Raw genomic sequence first — 15702 nt, forward strand, 5'->3', positions numbered from 1 at the left:
TGCAGATCACATTTTTTTATTATAACTATTTCCATATAAAAACCACGTGTTATCATTTCGCTGGTAAATACCTTTTCAACTCTCACCGAGGCTTTGATGCTGGAGAATGTAATCATTAGATAATCAGCTTCCCGACCTTCCCAGGCCGGACTGGTTATCGCTGCGCTTAAACTTTACGCGAACACCTGCGGGTGTTGGCTCGTTTTACGCATGATGATTAACAGGTTTCTTCAGTATGAATCTATCCCGTCAGGAACAACGTACCTTACACGTTCTCGCTAAAGGTGGCCGGATCGCGCACGTTCGCGATGCGTCAGGCCGCATTACCTCCGTTGAATGCTACAGCCGCGAAGGGCTTCTGCTCAGCGACTGTACGCTCGCCGTTTTCAAAAAACTCAAAACCAAAAAGCTGATCAAGTCCGTCAACGGACAACCCTACCGTATCAATACTACCGGGCTGAACAACGTCCGCGCCCAGCTGGATAATCGCTAAGGAGCATCTGATGACAAACCACAACTTCACTTTTCATATCACTACCGAATGTGACGCCGGTGATATTTGCGAGGTCGAAACCCGAGCGTTCGGTTTTAGCAAGGAGGCTGAGCTGGTGGCCGATTTGCTCAACGATGAGAGCGCTTGCCCGATGTTATCTCTGCTGGCCAGGCATAACGGAAAGGCGGTTGGGCATATTTTATTTAGCCGGGCGACGTTCAAAGGGGAGTCTGACTCCCCGCTAATGCACATTCTTGCTCCCCTGGCGGTTATCCCGGAATACCAGGGCATGGGGGTTGGCGGATGGCTTATCCAAAACGGTATTGAACATCTGAAGGCGATGGGGAGCCTGGCGGTATTCGTTCTGGGGCATGCCACTTATTATCCGCGGCATGGCTTTGAACCTTGCGCCGGAGATAAAGGCTATCCGGCGCCTTATCCCATCCCGGAGGAACATAAAGCCTGCTGGATGCTGCAACCGCTTTCGGCCCAACCGCTGGGGAGAACGGGTCAGATACAGTGCGCCCGCGCATTGATGAAGCCCGAGCATTGGCGTGAGTAATCAATAAGGAAATGATGATGACTATTGGCACGATTATTACCGGTTCCAGGCACATCGCGTTGTCATCCGGGGAGCGCAAAATTCCCTGGAATGATCCGGCTTTTAGCCAGCGTATGCTGGAGAACCATTTGTCGCAGGAACACGACTGGGCCAGCCGCAAGCTGGCCGTTATTGAACAACAGGTCGAGTGGATTACCGGGCAACTGCCTGATAACGCCCGCATTCTGGACCTTGGCTGCGGTCCAGGCTTATACACTCGCCTGTTGGCGAAGCGCGGTTTTCACTGTACGGGCGTCGATTTTTCTCCGGCTTCAATCGCCTGGGCCCGCCAGCAGGCAGAGGCGGACGGACTTGATATTACCTATCATCAGCATGATGTTCGCCACTACGAACCGGATGGACAGTTCGATTTCATCATGATGACCTTTGGTGAACTGAACGTGTTCAGCGCGACGGACGCACGCTCGCTGATTAACCGCTGCGCGCAGTGGCTGGTTCCCTGGGGAAAGCTGCTGATCGAAGTTCATACCTATGATGAAGTTAAGCGTCAGGGAATGGCCGAGCCCGGCTGGCAGCGTTGCCCGCAGGGGCTGTTTCTGGGCGTTCCGCATCTGCTGCTGACCGAACACGCCTGGGATCCGGCGGCGCAAACCAGCTCAACGCTGTTTATGGCGATTGAAGAGAGCGGCAAGGTGACGCGCTTCGGCAGCCAAATGACCGCGTGGCACGATGAAGCTTATCTCGATCTGCTGCGCACGGCGGGTTTAACCACAATTACTCGCCCGGGTGAGGCGCAATGGCCGGTCAGCGAAACCTTTGCAGGCAAGCTATACGCGCTGCTGGCCGAAAAAAATGTTCCTAATTCTCTTACTGCCAAACCAATAAAAGGAATTCAAGCATTGGATATCCCACGTATTTTTACTATTAGTGAAAGCGCTCACCGTATTCATAATCCCTTTACGCCGGAAAAATACGCCACGCTTGGCCGCGTGTTACGCATGAAGCCGGGAACGAGGATACTCGATCTCGGCAGCGGTTCCGGGGAAATGCTCTGTACCTGGGCGCGCGACCACGGCGTCAGCGGTATCGGCGTTGATATGAGTGAGCTGTTCAGCCAGCAGGCTGAACAACGTGCACAAGAGCTCGGCGTTGCCGACCGCGTGGCGTTTATTCATCAGGATGCTGCCGGCTATATCGCCGATGAAAAGTGCGATATCGCCGCCTGCGTCGGCGCGACCTGGATCGGCGGCGGCGTCGCCGGGACTATCGAACTGCTGAACAAAAGTCTCAAGCCCGGCGGGATGCTGCTGATCGGCGAACCGTACTGGCGGCGGGTACCGGCAACGGAAGAGCTGGCGCAAGCCTGTGGAGTCTCTTCGCTCGCGGATTTTCTGACTCTCCCCGAACTGGTTGCCTCTTTCGATGCATCTGGCTACGACCTCGTCGAAATGGTGCTGGCGGACCAGGAGGGCTGGGATCGCTACGAAGCGGCAAAATGGCTGACCATGCGCCGCTGGTTAGAGGAAAACCCTGATGATGACTTTGCGCCAGAGGTACGGGCGGAGCTGACGATTGCGCCCAAACGCCATGCTACCTATACGCGTGAATACTTCGGCTGGGGCGTATTTGCATTGATTGCACGTTAACAGCAACTCCCCGGCATAGCCTTCAGGCTATGCCGGGACAAACGACAGGGTTTAATTTTCCGGGTTCTCTTTAACAAATAAAGTCAGAACGAAGAAAATTGCCACAAAACCGATAATCAAATTGAAGCCCAGCGAGACGCCGTACATCTGCGATACCTGTCCAATAAGCCAGCCTGCAAAGGCTCCGCCCATTCCAGAAGCGACGTAAATCAGCCCCATCGTCGATCCGCTTTTATCGGTGAGTTTTGTCGCCACAGCGGAGGCTGTAGGGAACAGCACCGACATCGCAAAACCAAATACCATAAACAGCCAGACAAACTGGCTGGCGAAGTAGCGGCTGGCAATAATGGCAATCAGCGAGAACAGGGAAAACAGGATCAAGGTTTTGCGATCGCCCAGCTTGAGATTGATAAAGCCGCCAATAAACCGACCGACGGTGAACAGCATGGCAAAACTGGAAATGACGTAGGCCGCCGTGACCATTTTGTCTTCCGCCGAAGCGCCAGCAACATCCAGCGAGCTGTAGAAGATGGGGAAAAAGTTCAGGAACGCGGCTTCGGCAGCGACGTAGAACAGGATAAAGCCAATCACCAGCATCAGGCGTTTTTGCCCAAGGATATGGACAAAATCAGAGAGCTTCATGTCCATACCCTGGGCTTTTTCCAGTTTCAGGCTGCTGAGTACCAGAATGATGATCGCCACAATAATGGCAATCCCAACGTAGAACAGGCGCCAGGAGACGTGATTTGAAAAAAGCTGCTGTAAAATCAGCGGGGTGGCGATCATCCCCACGCCGAACATGGCGTTAGACACGTTGAACATCATGCCGGCCTTTTCTTTGTAGAAGGTCGGGATGACGGTAATGATCGATACCAGCATCGAACCGATTCCCAGACCGACAATCAGATAGAAGCCGAAAAACAGCAGCACGCTGAACGCCAGGCTGGTACCGACCAGACCGACGGCCATCATCAGCGAGCCAATCAGCATCATGATCTTCAGCCCTTTCTTATCGGTAAAGTAGCCGGTGAGCAGGCTGGCGACCAGAAAGCCTATCTGGAAGAACATGATCAGCGTACCGATCTGCCCCATGTTGAGATTGATATCGTGCTGGACCTGCTCGAGTATCAGGCCTTTTGTGTTCTGTATGCCGCCAAGAAGGAACATGGTGACGAACAGCAGGAAAAATACTTTCCATTTTTGTTGGTTAGCCATTGTTGATTTCCCCGTGTTAGCAAATGGGCTTTTGGTAATGGTTGCCTGCGGCATCGAAAAGCGACTGTTCCGCCCAGCCGTAGCAGTAATAGAGCAGGTCGTCGCAGTCGCTCTGTTCTGCTGCATTAATGGCTTCCAGCAGCGCCTCCGCAGACAGGTTCCACATCTGGATCCCGCTGTAAATAAAGGTGCCTGGCTGCGATTTTTCCCGCACCAGATTGTTTTGCTGTTTGACAAATTCGATCGGGAAGCCTTCCGCTTTAAACCGCTGATAGCTGATGTCGTAGGGCAGGCTGAACAGGCGCATAAAGGCGCGGAAAGCATTTTCGCGCTGGGCGTCATCTTTGGCGAAATGTTCAATGAGCCCCTGCACGTCCGCACCGCCGCCGAGCTTATGGTAAGGAAAGTGCTTCAGGGCTTTCGAAGAGCGGGTAAGGGCCTGATAGTCCTGGCCTAAAACCCAGGCGTAGGCTGGTGGCCAGAGATCGAGCCATAGCTCGTTCTCACCACCATCCTGGCTGCTGATTCCGGCCAGCAGGTTCTGCACGAAGCGGGAGACGCTATGCTGGCGAAACGCCATCCAGCGCTGCAGGAGCTGATCATTTAATAATGCATCGACCGTCGCCTCATACTGGCCGGCGTGCATGTGCTCCGCCAGCGTTTTCAGGCGCGCGCGTACCGCATCGACGTCGATGCCCGTCCGGGTCATTTCGCGCTGACAGTGCGGACAGAAGCAGGTAAACAGCCCTCTGGGGCTGACGCTCTTGCCTGCCCAGTCGGGATAACGGATGCGGTCGATCAGGAACGTGGAATAACCATACTGGGCCTTGATCGCGCTGAACGTGGCGATCCAGAGTTCAATAACGTCCGGGCCGTTAGGGCACAGCCAGTGTTCAACCGGGTTGCCGCGAAAATCGATCACCTGATTGTTTTCGATCTGCCCGGCAAAATCGCCGTTGAGAATATTTACCCAGGGGATCACTTTATACGGGCCGCTTTTGGTGGCCTGCTGCAGATCGCGCAGGGGATCGGCACCTGCAAGAATCGTAGGATCGACGCGCTGATTCAGGCGCAGGGGCGGCATATCGAGTTTGACATGCAGCGTGGCGGTACCTTGCACAAACTCATGCTTCGGATTGTGCGGCAGGCAGCCCGTAGGGTAGGGATTACGTTCAAAAATGGTGTTAACTTCAACAAAGAGGCTATAGACGGCGTTCATTTTACCGATGCGTTCAAGTATCGAGTCGACGCCTTCATCAAGAATATCGTGCGGGTGTATATGGATACCGGCCATTAGGGGCTCCTTTTTGTTCTGGCTGCTGGTGTGTATTAGATAAGCTGCGTGTCGGGCATAAATTGAATCGATGGATAGACCGCATGGAGCGCCAGCATCGCCATTCCATACAGCGGCGCTTTTTCTTTTAATTCGGAAAGTTCGACGGATACCCTGGTATTGGCAAACAGATGCCTGTCGAGATTGTCCTGTACTCGTGGCAGAAAGAGCTCAGCGGATTGAGAGACGCCGCCGGTAAGAATGACTTTCTCAAGGTTAGCTATCGTCACCATGTTGAGAATGCCGATGGTTAAGTAATCCGCCATCTCTTCCAGCAGCATGGTGGGTAGCGTTTCACCCTGGGCGGCGGCGATAAGAATTTCATGGGCGTTCATACTCTGGCTGCTCAGCGCGGACATTCTCTCTTTCAGTCCGGAGCCGGAGCAGTAATTTTCGAAACAGCCTTTATTTTTCCAGTTCTGATTCAGATGGTTGCGTTCAAACAGCATATAACCGATTTCACCGGCAGCATTATTGATCCCCCGGATGATCTTTCCATCCATCAGCAGCGCCGAGCCCAGCCCGGTGCCAATTCCAATAAGCGCCGCGCTATGGACGTGCCGACATTTTCCTTTCCACATTTCGCCAATCAGCGCAGCACGGATATCATTTTCCAGTACCACTCTGATATTCAGACGCGCATTCAGCTCGTCGGCTAGCGGAATGTTGTCCCACTCCGGGAGGTTGGGTGAGCCCTCAAGAACCGTTCCGCTGCGGTAATCAACGATACCCGGCGTAGCGACGCCGATGACTTTTAGCTTATCGCGAGGGATCTGCTGCTGTTCGATAAATGCCTCAATGCTGGCGCTGAACAGTTCGAGAAATTCCTGCCGGGTTGTGACGTTATAGGTCGGCTCCTGATGCTGGGCCAGCAGTTCCACATTGAGATTAAACAGCGAGAAGGTGATTTTGGTTCCACCTAAATCAATCCCGATGCCGAGCCCATGGTTGGGATCGAAGTTAACCAGGATGCCTTTTCGTCCGAGGCCGCCTTCTTCGCTGACGCCGCTTTCATAGATAATTTTCTCTTCCAGCAGGTCGCTCACGATTTCTGAAATGGTTGCTTTCGTTATGCCGGTAGCCTTGGCTATCTGGGCGCGAGAAAGAGGCGAGTTCTCGCGGATAACGTTGAGGACCACGGAGGCGTTCATCTGTCTTAAGGTGTTGGGAACATTCAGCTTCAAAGTGCCATTCCTTTAGTTTGTAAACTAAACTAATTAATTGGTAAGATGCTTTAAAAACGGGTTTAAAATACATTAACGCTTTTTTTAACGGCGTATAAAGCGTTATTTTTGATCATATAGTTTGTTTTATATATTTTATGGATGCGATCACAAAATGGAGGAAGAGGGTGAGGGTTACGAGGATGTGAAAGCAGCGGATTAAGGCCAGGCAAGGCTTTGACTTATCTGCAAATTACTACCGCCTGAAACGGATGAGCGTATCTGGCAGAGGAGCCCCAGCCTGGGTACCCCTCTGCCTCTACAAGCACGCCTAACGTAATGAAGTGATGTAAATCAGCTTGTTAGCGCATCAATTCGTAAAGGCAACGAATCCAGCGTTCTCAGAATCAGGCTTCTTTTAGACCACTGCGCATCACCCTCCATAGCGATAACACCTCTTTGACTCAACGCCGCGGCCAGGTTTTCCGCCTGAAACTGCGCCAGTAACTGGCCTATACACTGGTGCGCTCCGGCACCAAATCCCAGCTGTTTTTGCGCATTCTTACGCCCCGGAATAAAGCATTCTGCATCGTCAAAAACGGTTTCATCCCTGTTAGCCGAACCAAGACAGAGCAGAATATTATCCCCGGCTTTGAGATCGCGACCAAGAAACGTCACTGGGGCCACCACCCTCCGTCGGCTCATCTGCAGAGGCGATTCAAAGCGCATGGTTTCGCTAACGATTTCTTTCATGCGTAGAGAGTTATTACCAACGCGTTCCTGAAGCTCAGGATGCCGGGCAAGCATCAGCAGCATATTTCCGGTCAGCGCTTCGCTGGTTTCGCTGCCGCCAATCAGCATCGTGACGCAATCGGTACTGAATCGCTCTGCAAGAGCCTGTTTATCACCGCCATAGCCTTTCAACAGGCTGCGATAAAACAGGGAGTCATAGCCCTCTCTGTGCGCCAGCTGATTAAAACTTTTATCCAGATGGGAAAGCGCTTGCAGCAGTCTTTCCAGCCCTTGCCGGTCAATTGCGCTGGGGTCGAGTAATAACCGAATGGCATTTTTCTCCTGCTCAACCACCCGCTGCTGCTCTTCGGGCAGGTTAAGCCAGGCGGTAAAAAGCCTGCCCCAGAGCGGTGCCGCGACCTGACTAATGCCGTCAAAGGCGCGGCTTTCCGTCAGCCCGGTAACCAACTCGCCGGCCTCGCGTGAAATGATGTCGGTTAAGGCCGTCCAGGATTCGCCTGTAAACAGGGCCTGTAACGCCTGACGGTGATCCCGATGAACGCCGCCATCTTCAAACAGAACGATGCCGTACAAAAGGTTCCGCAGCGCCGGGGAGAGGCAGAGACTCTGCTTTTCCAGCTCAGCATGTAGATCTTCCGGGATCCCTGAAGACACGAAGGCGCGTTCTCTTAGCGCTTGATACACATCGCGATAGCGGGTAAGTATCCATGTCTTACCGATGCGCGCCACCGGCTGGTGGTTTCGCATGTGGTGATAAACGTTATGAAGATTTTCCTGAAAAGTGGGTGAAGAAGGATTAAACCGAAGTGCTTTATCGACATATGCCATATGAGAACCCCATCACAGGATGAATATCCTTTGAGTAAAGCAGGGATATGTTTCACTTCAAATATTTCTGTTGCGGCGCGAAGCGCGACTGACCGATCGATCCTGGTCTTAATCGACGGAAAATGCACATACGCGTTTGCTATGAATAAGTTTATTAATGGGGGCGGCAGGAAGCAGGAATGTTCGAACACATTTTCTGGGTTTATATCCCGCCGGCCTGATGTGAAATATCTGGCAAGCCCAGGGCTACCCGGCGTTACACAACTTTTCGGGCGCTCCGGCAACAGCATTGACAGCGTCGCCTGTAACGTTACACTAAACCGTTGTAGTTCATTATTTTAATGAAGATGGCGATGCTGATTGTCCATACCTGACGCCATTCATCAATTGCCGCAAAGGAGATGTATGGCGAATATTCGTGATGTCGCAAAACACGCTGGGGTTTCCGTGAGCACCGTATCCAATGTGCTTAACGGGCGAACCGATCAAATGCGGGCTGAAACGCTGACGCGCATCCAGCAGAGTATGCAGACGCTGAATTACTTTCCGAATCGCGTAGCGCAGCAGCTGAAGACCGGTCAGGCGAAAATGATTGGCCTGCTGGTGCCGTCAATTGTCAATCCCAGCTTTGCCGCGCTGGCGCGTGAAGTTGACCTTGCGGCGAAAGAGCGTCATTACCGGGTGCTGATTGGCAACACCTACCGGCAAATCGAAGAAGAAGAAGCCTTTCTGGATGATATGTTCTCCCATGGCGTGCGGGGCATTATCGTGGCTGCTTGCGATATCGAAAAGCCGCATTTTGCCCGTGCGGCGGAGCAGGGCATGGTGATGGTGAACTATGATGGCCGTATGCCCGCCCGGGCGCAGTCGGATAATTTCTCGCTGGACAGCGTTTCAATGGATAACATTGAAGCGGGCCGAATGGCTGCCGAACACCTAATCGCGCAGGGCTGTCGTCGTCTGGCGTTTGCCACCGTGGCAGGAATGACGCCCAGCCGTGCCCACAAAATAGAAGGGTTTCTCAGTGCGGTGAAGGAGCATGGGCTTTATCGGGAGGAAATGATCGTTGAAGGCCAGGCGATAGCGGCCTATGGCGACACCGAAATGACCGAGCTGGGACGGGCGCTGGCGTCAAAAATCAGCCAGCACTCCACGCTCCCGGATGGCATTGTTGCGATTAACGATGCGCTGGGCATTGGATTGATGACCGGCCTGCACCAGGCGGGAATCAATGTGCCACAACGTATTTCCATTGTAGGTATCGATAATATCTCTCTTTCCGGGCTGGTATTCCCCGGCCTGACGTCAATCATGCCGCCGCTGAAAGAGATGGCACGGGTGATGGTTGACAGGCTGATTGAGCGTACAGAGAACCCATCGATTCCTCCTGAGGAGTTTCTGTTCCCGCCATCGCTGGTTTCCCGGCAATCGGTGCGTAGTCCGGACGCCTGATCCCGGCGCGGCAGGAGAAGAACAGCCTGTTCTTCTCTTTATTTCATATCAGCGTTGGGGCTACGGTTAGCAGAATATTGGCGAAACGACGCGTTTCACCGGAAGCGATGACCAGGATCGTGTCCGGTGATTTCGCCAGTGAATAGAAAGCGTTGCGCTCAACATGTTCAAATTCGACTGTCTCTCCCAGCAGACTCCGGTACTCACGTTCGATAGTATTATCGAACTCGGCAGGGCTATTCATCAACGTTGCCTTTTCCACGTTTATATAGCGGAGTATTTTTTCGAGGATAACCACGCTGCCAATCAGTCCCGGAGATAAATTAAGCCAGATAATACGTGCCTGCGGTGAGGTATTGCTTAAAAAAGAGTAATTAGCATCAGTAAGTAAAATATTTGCCTTATGCCCACACTGTGCCAGCGCCTGTAATAAATCCGGATGAATAATATCGGACTTAATCATATTCCACACCTTTTAAAAGCTGGCGGGTAGAATAACCCGCCACGTTTTTTACGCCCGGTAAATACCGCCATTGATATCGATAGTCGCGCCGGAAACAAAACCATCATATTCGGATGCGAGGAAACAAATCACCCTTGCCACATCTTCCGGGGTACCCGCTCTGCCTAAAGGAATCGCCTGGATTGTCTCATCGGCTGAAGCCTGGGTAGTATGCTGGTTATGAAAACGCGTTCCCAGAATCAGCCCCGGCGCAACGGCATTGACGCGGATACCGTGTTCACCCAGTTCCGCGGCCAGCGAGCGCGTCCAGGTGAGCACGGCGCCTTTGGTGGTGGAGTACACCAGAGAGCCAGCATGTCCGCCAGAACGTCCGGCTAATGAAGCCAGGTTAACAATACTTGCGCCTTCCGCTGAGGCTTTCAGCCAGGGGAGCGCCTGTTGAGTAACATTCATCATCGTCGTCATATTCACGTCGATAACCGTTCGCCAGAAATGCGGGTCAATATCTCCCAGCCATTTACGGGCAATAATACCGCCGACGTTATTGATCAGAATATCGATGCCCCCTAAAAACTTCGCAGCATCCGCCACGCAGCGTGCGGCATCTTCTTCATTGGTTAAATCAGCGAAACCGCAGGCCGCGCGGGAGCCACGCTGTTCGGCTAAGGCCATTAATTCCCGTGGCCCCTCTTCGCCGCTGAAATAATGAATATAGATATCACATCCAGCTTCGATCAGTTTTCTCGCGCTTTCTTTCCCGATACCCTGTTCGGCACCAGTAATAAACACTTTTTTACCCGTTAATAACCCCATCATATACTCCCGTTATTCAGCATTAAACGGCGCCAGTCTTTTTAGCAGGCATCGTGTTACCGTTTTTTGCGCGTGGATATCCCTGCCATCTGAATGTGGCAAATAGCAGGACTTAATAATTAATAGCCAGCGAGTCCTGGCAGCCAGGTTGTTAAAGGAGGCGCCATGGCGACAATAATGATGCCGACAAAAACCACCGCCAGATATTTCGCCATCGGTTTGATCACGTGTTTCATTTCCACGCCGCAAATGGCGCAGGTGGTATATAACCCCAGGCCAATCGGCGGAGAAAACAGACCAAAGCCCATCGCCATGATCATCACAATGCCAAAGTGCAATGGATTAAAACCAAGCTGAATGGCAATCGGTACCAGAATGGGGGCGAAGATAATCAGCGCCGGCGCGCCTTCCAGTACCGCACCAAAGATGATCAAAATAACAATGGTGAGCATCAGGAATAGCCAGGCTCCTTGCTCCACACCGATTCCGACCAGCAATTCCGCAATCTGCTGCGGGATCATCTGGATAGTCAGGGCATAGGACAGGCTGGTTGCGCAGGCCACGATGAACAGCAAGACTCCGGACATCGCCGCAATATCAACGAACATTTTTATTGTCGCTTTCAGGGTCAGCTCACGAAACGCCAGACGGCCCACCACGATGGCGTAAATCACGGCAAAGGCGGAAATCTCCGTCGAAGTGGCAATGCCCATCATCACCCCACGGCCGATCATAAAGATCATGACCAGGCCAACGGCGGCGCCGAGATAAAGCTGAGTACGCGGGCGTAATACCGGATAGGCTTCATTGACGTTGATTTTTCCGCCGAAGCGGTTGGCGGCCACCATTAACAGCACTAACAGGCATGCCGCAGGCACCAGGCCAGCGATAAACAGCGCACCGATAGAAATGTTGGCGACAAAACCCATGACAATCAGGTTCACGCAGGGAGGAATGGTTTCAGCCATGACCGCAGAGGCAGCAAAGACTCCGGCAGCTTCTTCGCCATCCTGTTTCGCCCTGCGCACCGCCGGCATTAAGACGCCGCCTACCGCTGCCACATCCGCGAGTTTAGAACCCGAAATGCCGGAGAAAAAGGCCATCGACAGTACGGTTGTCATATTCAGACCGCCGCGAAATCGTCCCATGCCGCGCACGATAAGTTCAACCAGACGCGTTGACATGCCGTTGATTTCCATCGCCGCGCCGGCAAGTAAAAAGAATGGAATAGCCAGCAGAACAAAGTGGTCAACGCCTGCGGCGACCTGTTGAGAAAAGAACACAAACGGCAGGGAAGGGTCGCAGATAAAAAACACCATGGCCGACATGCCGAGCGTGAAGGCAATTGGCACGCCGGCCAGAATGCCTAACACAAAGCAAATCAGCATTAATCCGGCCGCCGCGCTGGCCGGATCGGCCATTAGCGAGAGTTTCAGATAGCCCAGCGCCGCCAGCACCAGGATCCCCGCGCCGCTGAGCAAAACGATCTTAGCACGTTCATGCAGAGCATGCTCAAGCGCCGCCACCATCATCACCACGGAGCCGATCAATACCGGGATCACATAGATAGTTTGCGGTAAGCCCGTTTCTGTAGTTTGCAGCCGTGCGGCCTGGACGAGATCGTAGCTTGATACGACCAGACCTACCGAGACCAGGAACAGGATCCAGCGACTGGCATGCACGACATACGGTCGAACGGCATCGGGGAGAAAGCGCAGGAACAGATCGACGCCAATATGTCCTCCTCTGCCTGTTGAGGTCGCGACACCAAAAAAGACCAGCGCAATCATCAGCGCACGCGCCACCTCTTCCGCCCAGTGGATCGGCGAATGCAGCGCATAGCGCCAGATAACCGAGGCGAATACCACCAGCACGTTGATAAACAACACGAGCGCCCCGGCCCATGAGGTTAAGCTGGTTAAGAACTTGCTCAGCCGCCCCAAGAGCGACAACAAAGTATTTTCATCCTTTGTTTTCATAGCGATATCAGCCATGATGAACTCCTTAGATGGTTTTTGGCTACATCGCCGACCCGGCAGAAATCTGCGGGCCGACGATTCCCGACTTATGGTTTAGCGCCCGAATCCGTAGCGCTGAGCTCGTTCATCATCGGTTTTAAATCAGGATATTTATCAAGGAATGCTTTCCACACCGGCTGTACGGCCTGCGCAAAGTAAGCACGATCGGTTTCCCGGAAGGTCACACCTTTGGCCTCAAGGTTTTTAATCGCTTCCAGCTCTTTTTGGCTGGCCTGCTGGCGTTCATATTCCGTTGCTTCTTTTGCTGCAGCCAGCACGTCGGCGCGCAATGGTTGCGGAATTTGCTCGAAGCTCTTTTTGTTCATGGCAATCATCAGCGGGTTATAGCTATGGCGAGTCAGAGTGCCATTCTTGATGATTTCATAGTATTTGCTGGCGTAAATGGTTGGGGCATCGTGTTCAACGCCGTCGATAACGCCCATTTGCAGGCTGGAGTATACTTCCCCGCCCGGCATCGGAATGGCGACGGCTCCCATATGATTCAGCGTGGCGATAAAGTTGGGGACCGGCAGTACGCGGATTTTCAGGTTTTTTAAATCTTCCGGTTTCTCAATCGCCTTTTTGGTATAGACGTTACGCGCGCCGAGGTTATAGCCATATCCCAGCACCATCACGTTTGCTTTATCCATCATGAGGCTGGAAAGCTTGTCACCGATTTTGCCATCCAGCGCTTTACCGACCTGATCGTAATCCTTAAACAGGTACCCTAAATCCAGAACGCCAATTTCCGGTACCAGCGTGGCCCAGATTGAGGTACCTGAAATCATCATGTTAATGGCGCCGATACGTACCTGCTGAGTGGCATCGGCTTCCTTTCCCAGCATCGCGTTTGCAAAATAATTAAGCTTGATTTGACCCTTTAACTTCTCGTTTTTATTGATATTTTCCTGGAAGCGGTTGAACCAAATATAGTGCGCGGAAGAATCATCGCCCGGCAAAGAAGAGTAAACACGAAAGTTGAGCGCTGCTTGCGCTGAAGCGGTGAGGGCGCTACCTGCAATCAGCGCGGTGCCGAGGCAGGCGAAAGCCAGAAAAAGTCTGGCGGAACGGAACGGTCTTGTTTTCATCATGATTATCCTTTCTCACAGTGTAGGGGTCGCGATAAGGCCATCTGGCATGGCTGATTTAGCCAGCATGTTTAACCAAAAATTTGCTGTTTCTGTTTTCTGTAACGTTTTAGTGTAACGTTACAGAAGCTATCTGACTCATTCTGCAAATGCAAGACGCTTGCTTTATCATTGGGACTGATATGTGAATTTTGTGGCGGGTATCGCTAATTTTTCGGTGCGTGTTACAAAATGGAAACGAGGCTTTCGCTGTTTAGTCACTGTTTAGTTGAGCGGGTCTGCGGATTATCCTGGCAGCAAGGGATTCATCATCTGGGATCAACAAGCGAACAAGATTTCGATAGTTGCCTGAACGTTGATATAGAACCTCGGTTTTTTATTTATATTTTTGATTTTAATAATTTTTTATTTCGGTGCGGAGGGGGATATCTTTGCTAGAGGAAGAGAATGAGAGCCACCGGATCGCTGACGTGATTGCCCCCACTATGAGCTTTACCGGTACAACGCGCTGCTTCCGGATGTCCTGAGGTAATGAGCTTTCGCAGGAATGGGGGAGTTGGGCTGTTCAAAAATGATTTCTGGAATGAAAGCGATCGGTAGACAGCCTGAATGGGATCATTACAGCTAAAATGCTATTGAAGAAAAATCTTATAAGTTTGTTGATGACTGGAGTGAAGCGATTCACATTTTAGCCCTATTGTCGTTCCGATAGTCCTAAAAAAACGCTCATTCTGGAAAAAAATGACGACACTGCAAATTAATCAATCAACTAAACTAGTTTCATTGAAATGATTTTAAATTTTATATTTAGTTAGTAAGAGATAATCGATATAGCCAGGTTTTTTATTAATTATTGTTTTATTTCATTGGCTTAGATAATAACGCAATGAAATATATAATCAATTAATATATATTTTCTGGTTTTTAAGGGTAATAAAACGCTATTCATTTGATCGGAAATGACGATCGATTAAATATTATTGATAGATTTTGTCTTTTATTTTTTAAGTTATCGATCGTTTTAAACTATTTTGAGGATTTGTCACTTCGTTGGTATAAACAATCACGTAATACGGGATGAGATTATTCAGGATACCGGTGAAATTATTTTCATAATATTTTCAGGACGAATTTTCACGGTTCATTCACCAGGGACGGATACAGTTATGGCATGGCATTTTTTATCTGATTGCTCCTACTTCCTCCTGGGCGTCCGGAGCTTTATTCCTGATGAGTATATCAACGTAATTTATCTTCATACCCGTAATATTGAAAAATACACAATGCCTGAGCCAGGTGATGTGGTGATACTTAATATTGCTGATGTCGGTTTACGACGATATATTACCAGCTGTCCAGACATCGCTGCATGCCGGGTGATTATGTTGCTGGAGCCTCCTTTTATTGTTCAGAATAACAGCCAGCAGCATTTTCCATGGATACTGCCATGTAATATTAGTCCGGACATGCTGAAACGGAAACTTCATTCGGCGCAGAGCTCTCCTCTGGTATCGCGGCGTCATAGTCATTCCGAACTACGTCTGTTTCGTTATATGGCGACAGGTCTGAGTATCGAGCAGGTGCAGCAGAAAATGCGCTTACCGAAGAAGAGTCTGTATGCCATGAAGCGGGCGGTATTGAGTAAATATGGTATTGAAGGCGGGAAAGCGCATTCAGTGCTGCTGTGCCGGGACGCCATGAAAATAATGTAGCCAGATAATTTTGCAAGGCTCACCCTAATAAATAAAAATAGGTGAAGCGTTATTTTATCGAGTAGTGGTGAGTTGCTTTAAATTAATTTATGTCACTCTCAATATAATGTTGGTGTCCGTGGGCTATGAAATTCATTTGCTTTTTATCTTCTGATTAAAAGGC

The 15702-nt window shown here is 51.2% G+C and carries 13 protein-coding genes and 1 pseudogene; 6 read left to right on the plus strand and 8 right to left on the minus strand.

What is annotated here, in order from left to right; all coding sequences use genetic code 11:
• The first annotated feature begins 235 nt into the window (after positions 1 to 235).
• The 4 genes and pseudogenes from GJ746_RS05235 (at position 236) to GJ746_RS25335 (ending at position 2701) form a co-directional block, all read left to right on the plus strand.
• Complete coding sequence (locus GJ746_RS05235; RefSeq protein ID WP_154679233.1) at positions 236 to 493, plus strand: YjhX family toxin; 258 nt, start codon at positions 236 to 238, stop codon at positions 491 to 493.
• Positions 494 to 503: 10 nt separating this feature from the next.
• Positions 504 to 1055, plus strand: a complete 552-nt coding sequence (locus tag GJ746_RS05240) for a GNAT family N-acetyltransferase (RefSeq protein WP_154679234.1) — start codon at positions 504 to 506, stop codon at positions 1053 to 1055.
• 113 nt (positions 1056 to 1168) lie between these two features.
• Positions 1169 to 1603 (plus strand): annotated as a pseudogene (locus GJ746_RS25330) (class I SAM-dependent methyltransferase); the annotation flags it as partial.
• 351 nt (positions 1604 to 1954) lie between these two features.
• Positions 1955 to 2701 carry an SAM-dependent methyltransferase gene (locus GJ746_RS25335; RefSeq protein WP_227852790.1) on the plus strand — a complete coding sequence of 249 codons (747 nt, stop codon included), beginning with the start codon at positions 1955 to 1957 and terminating at the stop codon, positions 2699 to 2701.
• Between the two features lie 51 nt (positions 2702 to 2752).
• Here the strand turns inward: GJ746_RS25335 and GJ746_RS05250 are convergent, their stop codons facing one another.
• From GJ746_RS05250 to GJ746_RS05265, 4 genes are all read right to left on the minus strand, one after another.
• Positions 2753 to 3916, minus strand: a complete 1164-nt coding sequence (locus tag GJ746_RS05250) for an MFS transporter (protein WP_154679236.1) — start codon at positions 3914 to 3916, stop codon at positions 2753 to 2755.
• Positions 3917 to 3932: 16 nt separating this feature from the next.
• On the minus strand, positions 3933 to 5210 hold the full coding sequence (locus tag GJ746_RS05255; protein WP_154679237.1) for a hypothetical protein: 1278 nt from the start codon (positions 5208 to 5210) through the stop codon (positions 3933 to 3935).
• 35 nt (positions 5211 to 5245) lie between these two features.
• Entirely contained in the window at positions 5246 to 6433 is a 1188-nt protein-coding gene (locus tag GJ746_RS05260; protein WP_227852754.1) for an ROK family transcriptional regulator, read from the minus strand.
• A gap of 333 nt (positions 6434 to 6766) precedes the next feature.
• A complete protein-coding gene (locus GJ746_RS05265) occupies positions 6767 to 7993 on the minus strand; it encodes a cytochrome P450 (protein WP_154679238.1) in 1227 nt (408 codons plus the stop codon).
• Between the two features lie 405 nt (positions 7994 to 8398).
• Here GJ746_RS05265 and GJ746_RS05270 point away from each other — a divergent pair, with 405 nt between their 5' ends.
• A complete protein-coding gene (locus tag GJ746_RS05270) occupies positions 8399 to 9445 on the plus strand; it encodes a LacI family DNA-binding transcriptional regulator (protein WP_154679239.1) in 1047 nt (348 codons plus the stop codon).
• Positions 9446 to 9488: 43 nt separating this feature from the next.
• Here the strand turns inward: GJ746_RS05270 and GJ746_RS05275 are convergent, their stop codons facing one another.
• The 4 genes from GJ746_RS05275 to GJ746_RS05290 form a co-directional block, all read right to left on the minus strand.
• Positions 9489 to 9908 carry an RbsD/FucU family protein gene (locus GJ746_RS05275; protein WP_154679240.1) on the minus strand — a complete coding sequence of 140 codons (420 nt, stop codon included), beginning with the start codon at positions 9906 to 9908 and terminating at the stop codon, positions 9489 to 9491.
• A 48-nt stretch (positions 9909 to 9956) separates the two neighbouring features.
• Positions 9957 to 10721 (minus strand): SDR family NAD(P)-dependent oxidoreductase, encoded by a 765-nt coding sequence (locus GJ746_RS05280; protein WP_154682649.1) that lies wholly within the window; start codon positions 10719 to 10721, stop codon positions 9957 to 9959.
• Positions 10722 to 10840: 119 nt separating this feature from the next.
• Complete coding sequence (locus GJ746_RS05285) at positions 10841 to 12715, minus strand: TRAP transporter large permease subunit (protein ID WP_154679241.1); 1875 nt, start codon at positions 12713 to 12715, stop codon at positions 10841 to 10843.
• Positions 12716 to 12786: 71 nt separating this feature from the next.
• Positions 12787 to 13830 carry a TRAP transporter substrate-binding protein gene (locus tag GJ746_RS05290; protein ID WP_154679242.1) on the minus strand — a complete coding sequence of 348 codons (1044 nt, stop codon included), beginning with the start codon at positions 13828 to 13830 and terminating at the stop codon, positions 12787 to 12789.
• 1163 nt (positions 13831 to 14993) lie between these two features.
• Here GJ746_RS05290 and GJ746_RS05295 point away from each other — a divergent pair.
• On the plus strand, positions 14994 to 15539 hold the full coding sequence (locus GJ746_RS05295) for a hypothetical protein (RefSeq protein ID WP_154679243.1): 546 nt from the start codon (positions 14994 to 14996) through the stop codon (positions 15537 to 15539).
• Positions 15540 to 15702: the final 163 nt, after the last annotated feature.

This window comes from Klebsiella oxytoca (genome assembly GCF_009707385.1).
In the GTDB taxonomy this organism is placed as follows: Bacteria; Pseudomonadota; Gammaproteobacteria; order Enterobacterales; family Enterobacteriaceae; genus Klebsiella; species Klebsiella oxytoca_C.